Below are 13,063 nucleotides of genomic sequence, written 5' to 3'. Positions count from 1 at the left end.
ACTTTATATTCTTAACGACTAACCCAAGTGGATGTATTGAATCTCAACTTGTTGGGACTTGAGTATAGTGGCAGATTCTAGTTGTTTATTCTACATCTGACCTGCGTCAATACGACACAAGATGACGCACCTTAAATTAGAAAAAATTACTCATCATGATAAGACCATGATTGAACATTTTCTTGTTTAAAACGATTGATATCACGACGATCTTTTTTGCTTGGTCGATGATCAGGTCGGGCTAGATTATGCAATTTTCGTTGCGATGCATGCAACTCTCTACGCTCAATACTTTCAGTTGTTTCTTCATAAAGTAACTGAGCCATAGGAGCACCGCCACGTATAGACGATAGGGCTCTGACGATGACAGTTTTCTTGTCAAATCCTTGTTGAATGGTCAGTTCCATTCCAACCCGAACATCTTTGGATACTTTGACGCGTTCATTATTGTGATGAACTTTACCACCTTCAATGGCTGCTTTTGCGATGGAGCGTGTTTTGAAGAAACGAGCAGCCCAAAGCCATTTATCAATTCGCATGGCTTCCATGCTTTCTGGTTCATGCTGTTTTGGCATCTGTTACCTGTAAATGGGTTTCTAGACAATCAAATAAATCAGTGAGTTCATCAAGTGCGGGGTAAGGAAGTTCATTGGAATTCATTGCAGCTTTGCTACTTGATGGTTGTACTATGCTAAAGAGTTTTGAAATTCCAAAACTTTCTGCGCCTTTCAATACGGCAACTGTATCATCAATAAAAATTGCTTTCGTTGGATCAAATGGATGCAGTTGTTGAAGTTCACGCCAAAAAGAAACATCTTCTTTTGCGTATCCTAATTCTTCACTACTAATCATAAGTTCAAAGTAAGGGCTCAGTGCAACATTTTCAAGTTTTAGCTGTAATCCTGCTTTATCCGCGTTAGTAAGTAACCAACAACGATAGCCTTTTTGTTTGAGTTGTTCTAATAATTCAAAGCAACCGGAACGCGCTTTGATTTTTTCTCGATGCTCGTATTGGAGTTGCAAAACATCTACTCCAACTTTTGTAGTCCAGTACGCAGAAGAATACCAAGATAGTGTATGCTTATGTTGTTGGTAAAATTGAAATAGTGTCTGTTTACTCTGTTCTAGAGTGCATTGATGTACTTGAGCATGGCGTTCAGGTAGACACTCATTCCAAATAAAATCATCAAAGGCTAAATCGAGTAATGTGCCATCCATGTCGAACATGGCAATAGGCTTTTGCTGTAAATCTGAATATGACATAAGGTTGGTCTATGTTTATAAAAACGCTCGCTCCACAAGATAACTTGATTATGCAACTTGTTCCAATTATGGCGCAGGCTAGTCAAATATTGTTGGAAGAATACCAAAGTTATTGTGCTGGTTGCGAGTTTAATATTCAGGAAAAAAGTGATGATTCTCCTGTGACTCAAGCTGATTTAAAGGTAAATCATTTTCTACTCAAGCATTTGGCAACGATAACACCGCAATTACCTGTCTTATCTGAAGAGAGTGATTATTCTGAGCGTAAGTCATGGAAAAAATGTTGGATGCTTGATCCACTAGATGGAACGAAAGAGTTTATACATGAGCGAGATGAATTTACGACTAATTTAAGTTTGATCGAAGACCATCAGACAACTTTTGCGATTATTGCAGTGCCTTGTGAACAGGTCATGTATATCGGTTATCGCAATCAACTTCCTTATAAATACAGTTTTAGCCGTAATGAATGGTTTCAATACAAAATAGAAGAACATGACTTAAGTACGCCTCTCCAAATTGGATTAAGTCACAACAGTAAAAATCCTAAATATCAAAATTTTATTCAACCATTACTCAAACATCGTGCTGTTGAGCGACGTGAAGCTGGTAGTGCCTATAAGTTTTGTATGATGCTTGAGGGTGATATTGATATTTATCCACGGTTTCATCCAACATCAGAATGGGATACGAGTTCAGGTCAATCGTTATTAGAAAGTATTGGCGGTGGTCTACTGACTCTAGAAGCTAAGCCATTTTTGTATAATCAGCGAGATACTGTTCTTAATGGTGGCTTTATCGCATTTAAAGATCAGTACTGCAAAAAAATTGCATATGAAGCATTACAGCATTCTGGGATTTTAGATTGAGAGTTATATTACCCATGTTATAGTGGGTTAAATTTTTATATTACATAAATATTATGGCGCTACATTTATTGCCTAAAAGTATGTTTGAAGCTGTGGATTTATTGCCAGACACTTCAACGCCAGTCACCTTATTTACACGTCATTCATTGCGAGAACTTGTCAATGGACAGGGTTTTGCTGGTTATGATTTGCAGTTGACTGAGCAAGGGCGAGAGCTTGCATATGCTTGGGGGCAATATCTCATACAAAATACTGATCGAGCTATACATCACTGTATTTCTAGTCCTATCCAACGATGTGTTGATACGGCAGCCTTAATGATTGAAGGTGCTGATCAGTTACGTAAGGGTGAAAACACTCATACGATAGAGATTGTTGAACAGCGATTATTGGTTGAGCCAGGTAGTTTTGTATTAGACATTCAACAAGCTGCACCATATTTTCGTAAACAGGGTGCATTGGGGTTTATCAATAGTTTTGTGAATAATGCTTTGCCAGGTATGAAACACCCTATTACAGGTGTATTTGATGTACTTGAGTTGCTTTATCATACACATCCAACACATCAAAATGGTTTAAGTATTGCTGTTAGTCATGACACTATTTTGGCTGCAATTGTAGCTGTCATTTCAGGTCAAACAGAAATTCAACAATCAGACTGGCCAGATATGATGGAGGGATTATTTGTTTGGTTTGAGGGTGAGGATTTTGCAAATAGCAAGTTAAAGTGGATTTGGCGTGGTCAAAAACAAGAATTATTAATTAAAGATTTTAAAGAAAAATAACTAACCCTTAGAGCTGACTAGATCACGATAACTAAATCTTTTAGATATTTTACGATATTCTAAATTCATATTTTTTATCTTTTAGTAAAGATGATATTATTTTTAAATGCATGATTTTATTAATATTAACTAATAACCATAAACTTATCTTTATTGATAATTTATTACGGTTTATTGGGGGGAATGTGATGTATTTAAAACTTAAATATTTGTCATTATCTGTTCTTGCAGCAATGTTAAGTGCTTGTGGCGGCGGAAGTGGTGGTACTTCATCAACAGAAAGTAATATGGGGTCAGGAAGTTCGGGTGATTCTCATCCATCTTTTTCTGAAAAATACCCTGAGCCAACAAAAGATGTTATCGATGATACGGTTCTTGGTTTTTATGATTACGATAAATTAGGTATAGCTCGTACTTTGAGGAATGATTTGAATGGAAGCTTTTCAGCTATGATTCAATTTGCTCAAAGTCATGTGGTTAATCCAAAAAATAATGAAAAAGATTACATGCCTCGTTTAACCTCTGAGAAAGAGGCACTTTTATTAGTGACACCATTAATCGAGATGGGGAATATTCAATCTTTAAAAGCTGAAATTTATCAGGGCAATCAATTACTGAGAACGGTAGATTTAGATGAGCCATCTCGTTTGGCTGCATCTGATCAATCAAATAATGATGGACGACCACAAGTGAACTATTCAAAACGTGCTTGGAGCACTGCTTTGAATTGGAATGAAGTTAAAGCTGGTTTGCATATTCGAATTATTGATCCCTTAACTAATCGTAGTGGTGACTTAGCAGAGATAGATATTGATTTTGCCGCTCCAGGTGAGTTAGTTGTGCAAAATATTCGTTTGGGATTACTTACCGATCCACCTCAGTCTAACGGTCACTATATGCTGTTAGAACCAGCAAAAGCAGGAACAGATTATTTTCAGACTATTCCAGCTGCTCGAATGATTGTCACTAAATATGACGATTTAAAACTCGATAAAGTCATGGTTGCTAGTGGTGTAATTTATGATGCTGCCAGTGTAACGATTGGTGATGTCTATAGTGGTGATATGCGTGAAAATACGGCAAAGTCAACATTTGGGGTAGGTATTAATCTAGCAAATTGGGGAATTACCAGTGCCTCTATGGCGAGTCAAGAACAGCCTCAACTGACACAAAGTGTAGTTACGCATCATGCTCGCGGTAAATACAGTAATGGTGACGTCACGCATGGTTTGAGTGGTGGTAATGGAATGCTAACACTGATTGACTCTGTAGGTAACGAGTTTAGTCATGAGATTGGACATCACTATGGTCTGGGGCATTATCCTGGTTCAGTGGGTAATAATATGTTTTGGGCTGCACATCATGCAGATAGTGGCTGGGGATATATCGCCTTTAGAAATAAAATGCGTGGTAATCTCAATTGGACATCGACAAATCTTGGAGATGGTAGTAATGGCGTTCCAAACTTTTTAAATAAGTATGCTTATGGTTGGGATGCGATGTCTGGCGGTTCGACTGCGAGTTCGATTTCGAAATATACACATTACACAGGCTATAGCACGTATCTCAAGATTCAACCTGCCTTTGATCGTTATGTGTGGGATAAAAACTCACCAACTGGTTATAAAAAGTGGAATGCTACAACGCGAGCTATGGAAGTTGCACAGCCCAAAGTGCCGAACTCAGGAAATGTTTGGTACAACACAGCTGATGGGAATTACTTAAAGCCAAGATTATTCGGTGTTCCTGTTTATACGATTTTGGGTGGATATGATCCTGTGAATCAAGTGGGTTTAATTTATCCAGCCGCAAGAGGGAATTGGGGTAATGTTTTTAACTTGCCTCAAATCAATCCAAATGATTCTACGGCAAGTTGTTGGTTAAATATTCGATTCGCATCAAATGAGCAAAATATTGCTCTAGCACCTCAACGTATGAATACGAATAGTAATGCCAATAAGTTCCATATCAATGTGGCTCAAAGTGAATCACCACAGCAAGTAAATTTGTATTGTAGAAAAGCCAATCAAAAAGCAGTTTTACTTTCAACAATAATGATTCCAGCAAACAATATACAAATTTCGCCTTATGCAGAAATTGGGAAAAATGTTGGGTATTCAGCATTAAAACAAATTGAACTTCCAGTACTTGAGCAAGCTCTTTTGGAAAATGCTACAAGACCCGTGGTGAATTTGTCAGCTGATAATAAATTGTTGTTCGATTCATATCAAAAATTCAAAGATCAGCTTTCGATTGCAGCGCAGAACGAAATGAATCGTTATACCCAACAGCAAAACACGCTGTATCGTTTGAATCGCTGGATGAATGTATATCGCTCTGATTTAGTGAATCTAAATGCTGATGCAGTTTACGCTTTTCATGTTTTCCTAGATAAGCTCGAACTGAAAAGTGATTTTAATTTGGGTTCTGCGATGAGTTTAATGAATCGAACAAATTGTTTGAAAGCTGAAAAACTTGAAAATGGTCAATTCAATGCATTTATTAGTGGTGCTTCGGGTTGTATAGGCGATGACTCAGAAAAATGGGTTTACGATGCATTAGGAAAAATTCACAGCAAAAAATATATAGATCAATGCTTGGCAACTACTTCGGGTAATGTAATTAATTTACAGCCTTGTAATAACAATCAAACTAATCAAGTTTGGACTACCGACATGAGTGCTCAAGCGATTAAGCAGGCTCATCAATGCTTTGATTTGGAGGGTGGTTATCTGACGAATAATCGTGCACGCTTAATTCGCTATCGTTGTACAGGAGGAGCTAACCAGAAATGGACGATTCCAACTGCTAATAATAGTTTGATTCTTTCAGGTCTAACGGCTAAGAACTTAGCATTAACGACAAAAGTATTTGGATTAAACTAATAGTTTATACAAAAGAAAGGGGTGGTAGATCTGCCTCTTTCTGTTTTGATAAAATTTGAAAATCAAGAGACAATAAAAAAGCCCGAAAATCGGGCTTTTTTATGTGCAACAAATTAGTTAGCTAATGCTTTAATTTGAGCGTTTAAGCGGCTCTTGTGACGAGCAGCTTTATTTTTGTGGATGATGCCTTTGTCAGCCATACGGTCGATTACAGGTACAGCTGTTTTGTAAGCTTCAGAAGCTACAGCATAATCACCAGCAGCGATCGCATTTACAGTACGTTTGATGTAAGTACGAACCATAGAACGCAAGCTTGCGTTGTGTTTACGTGCTTTAACGTTTTGACGAGCACGTTTTTTAGCTTGAGCAGAGTTTGCCACTCGTGCACTCCTTGAAAATAAGTTGGTCTGGGCGGGCTGAAGTTAAAACCAATAAAATATTAGCAACATTCACCAGCCCGTAAACAAGTGCCATATTTTGAGGAAACTACGCCCCGAAGTCAAGCCTTGTGATACTTTTAAGTACATTTAACAGGTGATTATCTTGCAAGAAAACGTTACATTAGTCCAAGTGATAACTTGAGCGAAATAAAAATGAAAATAGGTGCGAAGAAGGCAATTATTATTGGTGCGACAGGTTTAGTCGGTTTGGCTTTGATTGAACAATTACAATCGTCTGATGACTTTGAATCAATCACGGTGGTTGTTCGTAAAAAAACTGATAAATTAGATGCTTATACTAAAGTGACGCAGTTCGTTCTTGAAGATTTTTTATTACTTAATGACGAAGATGTAAATGGTTTTACCCATGCTTTTAGCTGTTTGGGAAGTACGATCAAACAGGCTGGTTCTAAAGATAAATTTTATGCAATTGATTATGAAATTAATGCGCATTTTGCAGATTTAATTCAAGATAAAAACATTCATCTCTTAATTGTTAGTGCGCTTGGAGCGAATGCTAATTCGCCGATTTTTTACAATAAGGTAAAAGGTCAGTTAGAAGATTATTTGAAAAAATTGTCAATTTATAAGTTATCGATCTTTCAGCCTTCTTTGTTGATTGGAAAACGCAGCGAAGTTCGTTTATTGGAAGATACAGCGCAAACACTGTTTAAGCTTGTAGAAAAAACTTGGACTAAACCGTTTAAATATAAGCCTATCAGTGCAGAACAATTGGCGCATACTATGGTGATTGCAGCTCAAACACAATCAGCAGCATTTAAATTATATGATAATTTAGCGATTCAGCAGACCCAATAAAGGAGAACTTTTGTGACAACAGTACCTTTCGTTACCTGTGACTTATTAGATGATAATCCAGATAAAGAGTTGCAAGTTGTAACACCTTGCATGGATGGTAAATTTTTTAAGAGCTACGGCGCACGTAAGACGTTTGGCGGTCAGATCGTTACCGTTAAATGTTATGAAGATAACTCTCGTGTTAAAGAACTTTTAGCGACCGATGGTACGGGTAAAGTCTTGGTTGTTGATGGGGGTGCATCAATGCGTTGTGCTTTGATGGGGGACTTAATTGCTGATTCAGCTGTAAAAAACCATTGGAATGGGGTGGTAATTTACGGTTGTGTACGTGATGTCGATGCAATTGCGGAATTAGACCTGGGTGTGCATGCATTGGCTGCAATACCGCAAAAAAGTAATCGTAAGGGCATAGGTGAAGTAGACATCACATTGTATTTTGGTGGTGTGACCATTAATTCTGGAGATTATATCTATGCAGATAATAACGGAATTGTGATTGCCAAAGAAAAACTAGTCGACTGCTAAAAGGATAACAGTATGCTTAAAATGGTGAGCCATCAGTTTAAAGTTTTACAATCAGTAGCTGCAACACTTATCGAAGGTGGGCGTGGTGTGTCAGGAACACCATTTCCAAATCAGCCTGAAAAACCAATCAAGCTATATGAATTTGAAGGTTCACCATTTTGCCGACGTGTTCGTGAAGTTATTACGCTTCTGAATTTGGATGTTGAAATCTATCCATGTCCGAAAGGTGGTGAAAAATACCGTCAAATCGTAAAGCAAAAAGGTGGGAAAAAGCAGTTTCCATTTTTAATTGATGAAAATACAGGTGATCAGTTATACGAATCACAAGACATTATTCATCATTTATTTAAGCATTATGGAAAAACGGGACAAACTCCAAAAAAATATAGTCATTATCCTAAATTGCCGTATGTATCGACTTTGGCTACTGTTGCAAATGCAGCTCGTGGTGTTTGGATTAATAAGAAAATTATTAATCGCCCAGCGCCAACGGAGCTTTTAGAGTTATGGAGTTTTGAAGCTAGTCCGTATACGCGTTTAGTACGTGAAGTATTATGTGAATTAGAATTGCCTTATGTGTTGCACAATGTGCCGAAAGAGCGTTGGCAAGATATGGGTCCTGCGATTTTGCGTTTAAAACCAGGGAAATATATTCCACTACCAAATGGTAAGCGTGAAAAGATTGTTGAAATCATGGGGCGTGATATTCAGGTTCCATATTTGGTTGATCCGAACACGGGGGTGAAAATGTTTGAATCAGCTAAAATTGTTGAGTATCTAAAGAAACAGTACGGACAATAAATATTGAAAAAGCACCTTTAAAAGGTGCTTTTTTTATCATTTGGTTGTTGCACTCATGATTGTTTTGCAGGTTAAATACTTTAGTTAATATTGTGATGTGATCAACTAATGTTCAGTCAGTTATCTAGTTTATTCAAAAGCTCAAAAGAGACACCAGAACAATTGTTTTTGAAAGAGCATGCTTTAGCCTTTGATAAGGAGCATGGTGCTATATTGAAGGGTATAAAACTGAATGAATTGGGTTTTCGTCTGGAGTATTTTTCAAATCGAAAATTAGATCACTTTGATGATTTGGCAAAGTTGTTTGAAATCAGTCCACAGATAAATGAAAAAATTGATTTAGAAATTCATTCGCAACGTTTTGTAGAACGCTTGGGGAATACAGAAGAAAATCTCAAAGAGTTCAAAGAAATGATCAAAGTTTTGAATGATTATTATGTGAAATTTCAAAGATCAAGATAAGCCAATATGTCCTTATGAATAGTAGTATAAAAAAAGCTGAATCAGATGATTCAGCTTTTTTGTGGGTAATCTAGCAATTATTTTTCAATAATAGCAGTTACACCTTGACCACCAGCAGCACAGATCGAAACTAAGATACGACCTGAACCTTTTTGGTTTAAGATTTTCGCAGCAGTCGCGATGATACGACCACCAGTAGCAGCGAATGGGTGACCAGCAGCTAAAGAAGAACCTTTAACGTTTAACTTGCTACGATCAATTGAACCTAAAGGTGCATCTAAACCTAAACGCTCTTTACAGAATTTCTCATCTTCCCAAGCTTTCAAAGTAGAAAGAACTTGTGATGCAAATGCTTCATGGATTTCATAGTAGTCGAAATCTTGAAGTTTAAGACCAGCACGCTCAAGCATACGTGGAACTGCATAAGCAGGCGCCATCAATAAGCCTTCTTTCTTACCAACGAAATCAACTGCAGCTGTTTCAGAGAAAGTTAAGTAAGCTAGAACTTCGTGACCATTTGCTTTAGCCCATTCTTCAGAAGCTAAAAGTACACATGAAGCACCATCAGTAAGTGGAGTAGAGTTACCAGCTGTCATCGTTGCAGCTTCGCCTTTACCAAATACTGGTTTTAATTTTGCTAATTTCTCAGCAGTAGAGTCAGCACGTAAGTTGTTGTCACGGCTTAAACCTAAGAATGGAGTAATTAAGTCATCGAAGAAACCTTCTTCGTATGCTTTTGCCATTTTTTGGTGAGAAGCTGCAGCTAAAGCATCTTGATCTTCACGAGCAATACCCCACTCAAGAGCAGTAATTGCTTGGTGATCACCCATAGATAAACCAGTACGTGGTTCACCATTTTTAGGCGCATCCATAAGATCTTTAACGTTGATTTTAGATAAAGCTTTTAAACGATCTTTACCAGTTTTAGCAATGTTAAGTTCAAGCAATGCTTTACGTAAACCATCACCGAAAGCGATTGGAGCGTCAGATGTTGTATCAACACCACCAGCGATACCTACTTCGATTTGACCTAAAGCAATTTTGTTTGCTACTTGGAATGCTGCTTGCAAACCAGTACCACAAGCTTGTTGAAGATCACAAGCTGGAGTTTCAGGAGCAAGTTGAGTATTTAACACACACTCACGTGTCATGTTGAAGTCACGGCTGTGCTTTAATACTGCACCTGCAACAACTTCACCTAGGCGTTGACCTTGTAGGTTGAAACGCTCAACCAAACCGTTTAACGCAGCTGTAAACATATCGATGTTTGAAGCTGTGAAATATGCGCCGTTAGAGCGAGCGAAAGGAATACGGTTACCGCCGATAATGGCTACACGACGAACGGTGTTTTGGCTCATGGTTTTATCCTGTTGAACAGAAGGTTTGGTTGTTTTAGCTGAAGCTGCTTTAGTAGATGTAGATGAAGCAGTGCTTTTAGAACTACGACTGGTAGAACGAGTACGAGTCGTTTTAGTTGTCGTATTAGCTGCTTTAGGAGTTGTGTTAGCAGCTTTACGTGTAGTAGAAGTTGCTTTTGATGTATTTGACACATTCTCTTGAGCAGAATTTTCGACTGCTGGATTTTCTTGAGTTGTTTTGCTCATAAGGCTTTTCCAAGCATAATTGCGATATTCTCACTATAACATTAGCATATTTCAAATACTGCTGTATTGACTAGAATGACGCTTTAGACCACATTCAGGTCAAGACATCATGACATGAACTCAAGTATGATTTGCTACGAGTCAATCAGACATTGATTTTGTGTTCTAAGGTCAACACGTCATAAATGTTTGAAAAAAATTCATTTGTATGAGAGATAATAATCATGACTGATCAATACCAAGCATTTACACAATCTCCTTTGGGTAAATTTGTTGTAAAAAATTTAGGTTTGCCATCGCCAGCTGCTCTAGACCGTTTTGAAAGTGCGCAACCAGTTGTAAATGGTGCAGTATTGCTTGGCGCAGCACCTTCAAGCACGATTTCTGCTTCTATTGCTCAAATTCTTAGCAATATTCATGCAGACAGCTATGTAGGTAATAATGTTGAATTACAACAAACTGCTGCAAAAGTTGGTTTAAATCTTCGCCCTTTAAATGCAGATGATAAAGAGTCTAAATTTAAAGCAGTTGTATTTGACGCTTCTGGTATCCAAAATTCAGAACAATTAAAAGAGTTGTATAACTTCTTTAATCCAATCGCTCGTCAAATCTCAAATTCTGGCCGTGTGATTGTAATTGGTACAACGCCTGAAACAGCTAAGACTGTAAAACAAGCGATTGCACAACGTGCACTTGAAGGTTTTATCAAGTCTGTTGGTAAAGAATTCAAAAAAGGTATCACTGCTCAAGTGGTTTATGTTGATCAAGGCGCTGAAGCAAATCTTGAATCAACTTTACGTTTCTTAATTTCTCCACGTTCTGCATACGTTTCTGGTCAAGTGATTCGCGTATCTAAAGCAGATAATGTTGACCTAGATTGGGCAAAACCTTTAGCAGGTAAAACTGCTTTAGTGACTGGTGCAAGCCGTGGTATCGGTGAGGCGATTGCAAATGTATTGGCACGTGACGGCGCGCATGTAATTTGTTTAGATGTTCCACAACAACAAGCTGACTTAGAGCGTGTTGCTGGTTCTATTGGTGGCTCAGTATTAGCAATCGATATTACTGCTGCTGATGCAGGTGAGAAAATCAAAACTGCTGCTGCGAAGCAGGGCGGTTTGGATGTGATTGTTCACAATGCTGGTATTACACGTGACAAAACTTTGGCGAATATGAAGCCAGAGCTTTGGGATTTAGTGATTAACATTAACTTATCTGCTATCGAGCGTGTTAATGATTACTTACTATCTAATGATGGTTTAAATGCAAATGGTCGTATCGTTTGTGTATCATCTATCAGTGGTATCGCTGGTAACCTAGGTCAAACGAACTATGCTGTTTCTAAAGCAGGTGTAATTGGCTTGGTTAAATTTACTGCACCAACTTTGAAGAACGGTATTACGATTAATGCTGTAGCACCAGGCTTCATTGAAACTCAAATGACAGCTGCGATTCCTTTTGCGATTCGTGAAGCGGGTCGTCGTATGAACTCAATGAACCAAGGTGGTCAACCAGTCGATGTAGCTGAAGCGATTGCATGGTTTGCTTCAACGGGTTCAACAGGCGTAACGGGTAATGTTGTGCGTGTATGTGGTCAAAGCTTACTAGGTGCTTAAGCATTAGGGTTTTGAAGAGGGGTGCGATAGCATCCCTTTTTTATAGAAAAATATCAAAAGGTTAACTATGAATACTCGTCATTTTAGTGAATTACCAAACCCTTACTTAGCTTATCCAAAAGTTATTCAAGGTCTTATCTTTAAAAAGCCAAAAGGCGAAAAAGTATTACCACAAGTTGAATACGTGGTTGATACTCTTAAAATTGATACGAAACATTTAGAAAGCTATAACGAAATTTGTGGTTTCAAAAATGATGGTTTCGTGCCAGCAATTTACTTAGCTGTGTTATCTCAAAGCTTACAAATGCATATGATGACCAGTGAAGCATTTCCATTTGCAATTTTGGGTTTGGTTCATATCCGTAACCAAATTAAACAAACTCGTAAAATTGGTGTGAATGAGCAAATTACGCTTTCTTGCAAATTTGGTGAGCTTAAACCACATGATAAAGGTTTGCAGTTTGATTTTATCACGACTGCAAAAGTAGGTGGTGAAGTAGTGATGGAAAGCTTAACGACTTATTTATCTCGTCAAAAGGTTGAGAAAAAAGCTGCTGAAAAATCTAAAGAAGCTCAAGAACCTACATATCAACCTCAAGCTGAATGGAATATCTCTGAGAATACTGGTCGTCGTTATGCGATGATTTCTGGAGATTTTAATTTGATTCATATCCATGCTGTTACAGCAAAAGCATTTGGTTTTAAACAAGCCATTGCGCACGGGATGTGGAGTAAAGCAAAAGCTTTGGCGAACGTTCAACTTCCAGATGCTTATGAAGCTGATGTATGGTTTAAATTGCCTATGTTCTTACCATCTACAGTTGAATTTTTAACTGCTACAGATGCTAAGCAAACTGATTTCCTGATCCGTAACGTGAAATCGAAAAAACCTCATGTCGCTGGGACTGTAAAAGCAATTTAAGATGTAATTTTCATTGAGATCTATCTCTTCTGTTCGCAGGAGAGATTTTCTTAAAATAATATTATAAGGATG

13 protein-coding genes are annotated in these 13,063 nt (G+C 37.8%); 9 read left to right on the top strand and 4 right to left on the bottom strand.

The genetic code is table 11. The features are described from left to right. Nucleotides 1-146 precede the first annotated feature (146 nt). On the bottom strand, nt 147-575 hold the full coding sequence (locus H2677_RS09530) for an RNA-binding S4 domain-containing protein (RefSeq protein WP_212638399.1): 429 nt from the start codon (nt 573-575) through the stop codon (nt 147-149). Then, the gene (locus H2677_RS09525) at nt 559-1,263 is read right to left on the bottom strand and encodes an HAD-IA family hydrolase (RefSeq protein ID WP_212638398.1); all 705 of its coding nucleotides are present in this window, start codon (nt 1,261-1,263) and stop codon (nt 559-561) included. The genes H2677_RS09530 and H2677_RS09525 overlap by 17 nt, the downstream gene beginning before the upstream one ends. 11 nt (nt 1,264-1,274) lie before the next feature. Here H2677_RS09525 and H2677_RS09520 point away from each other — a divergent pair, with 11 nt between their 5' ends. The 3 genes from H2677_RS09520 (at nt 1,275) to H2677_RS09510 (ending at nt 5,802) form a co-directional block, all read left to right on the top strand. Beyond that, nucleotides 1,275-2,132: a 3'(2'),5'-bisphosphate nucleotidase CysQ family protein gene (locus tag H2677_RS09520; RefSeq protein ID WP_212638397.1), complete on the top strand. Its 858-nt coding sequence runs from the start codon at nt 1,275-1,277 to the stop codon at nt 2,130-2,132. A gap of 53 nt (nt 2,133-2,185) precedes the next feature. Continuing rightward, nucleotides 2,186-2,917 carry a histidine phosphatase family protein gene (locus tag H2677_RS09515; protein ID WP_004912000.1) on the top strand — a complete coding sequence of 244 codons (732 nt, stop codon included), beginning with the start codon at nt 2,186-2,188 and terminating at the stop codon, nt 2,915-2,917. A gap of 188 nt (nt 2,918-3,105) precedes the next feature. Beyond that, nucleotides 3,106-5,802: a M66 family metalloprotease gene (locus tag H2677_RS09510; RefSeq protein WP_212638396.1), complete on the top strand. Its 2,697-nt coding sequence runs from the start codon at nt 3,106-3,108 to the stop codon at nt 5,800-5,802. A gap of 113 nt (nt 5,803-5,915) precedes the next feature. On the opposite strand, the gene rpsT is transcribed toward H2677_RS09510, so the two are convergent. Further along, nucleotides 5,916-6,182, bottom strand: a complete 267-nt coding sequence (rpsT, locus tag H2677_RS09505) for a 30S ribosomal protein S20 (RefSeq protein ID WP_004639414.1) — start codon at nt 6,180-6,182, stop codon at nt 5,916-5,918. 213 nt (nt 6,183-6,395) lie between these two features. Between rpsT and H2677_RS09500 the strand changes: the two genes are divergently transcribed. The 4 genes from H2677_RS09500 to H2677_RS09485 all read left to right on the top strand — a co-directional run bounded on the left by H2677_RS09500 (nt 6,396) and on the right by H2677_RS09485 (nt 8,849). Then, a complete protein-coding gene (locus H2677_RS09500) occupies nt 6,396-7,061 on the top strand; it encodes a Rossmann-fold NAD(P)-binding domain-containing protein (protein ID WP_004962725.1) in 666 nt (221 codons plus the stop codon). Between the two features lie 12 nt (nt 7,062-7,073). After that, on the top strand, nt 7,074-7,586 hold the full coding sequence (gene rraA, locus H2677_RS09495; RefSeq protein ID WP_004911989.1) for a ribonuclease E activity regulator RraA: 513 nt from the start codon (nt 7,074-7,076) through the stop codon (nt 7,584-7,586). A gap of 12 nt (nt 7,587-7,598) precedes the next feature. Then, nucleotides 7,599-8,387: a glutathione S-transferase N-terminal domain-containing protein gene (locus H2677_RS09490; protein WP_212638395.1), complete on the top strand. Its 789-nt coding sequence runs from the start codon at nt 7,599-7,601 to the stop codon at nt 8,385-8,387. 108 nt (nt 8,388-8,495) lie between these two features. Then, nucleotides 8,496-8,849 carry a hypothetical protein gene (locus H2677_RS09485; protein WP_130575181.1) on the top strand — a complete coding sequence of 118 codons (354 nt, stop codon included), beginning with the start codon at nt 8,496-8,498 and terminating at the stop codon, nt 8,847-8,849. Nucleotides 8,850-8,926: 77 nt separating this feature from the next. Here the strand turns inward: H2677_RS09485 and H2677_RS09480 are convergent, their stop codons facing one another. Continuing rightward, a complete protein-coding gene (locus H2677_RS09480; protein ID WP_004954925.1) occupies nt 8,927-10,453 on the bottom strand; it encodes an acetyl-CoA C-acetyltransferase in 1,527 nt (508 codons plus the stop codon). A gap of 224 nt (nt 10,454-10,677) precedes the next feature. Here H2677_RS09480 and H2677_RS09475 point away from each other — a divergent pair, with 224 nt between their 5' ends. Together H2677_RS09475 and H2677_RS09470 are read left to right on the top strand one after the other, a co-directional pair. Further along, nucleotides 10,678-12,069, top strand: coding sequence for a 3-oxoacyl-ACP reductase (locus H2677_RS09475; protein WP_004911977.1), 1,392 nt, complete (start codon nt 10,678-10,680; stop codon nt 12,067-12,069). A 67-nt stretch (nt 12,070-12,136) separates the two neighbouring features. Beyond that, complete coding sequence (locus tag H2677_RS09470; RefSeq protein WP_212638394.1) at nt 12,137-12,991, top strand: MaoC family dehydratase; 855 nt, start codon at nt 12,137-12,139, stop codon at nt 12,989-12,991. Nucleotides 12,992-13,063 lie beyond the last annotated feature (72 nt).

The sequence above is a fragment of the Acinetobacter junii genome, assembly GCF_018336855.1.
GTDB classification, from domain to species: Bacteria; Pseudomonadota; Gammaproteobacteria; order Pseudomonadales; family Moraxellaceae; genus Acinetobacter; species Acinetobacter junii.
This window is presented reverse-complemented; position numbering and strand designations above follow the sequence as displayed.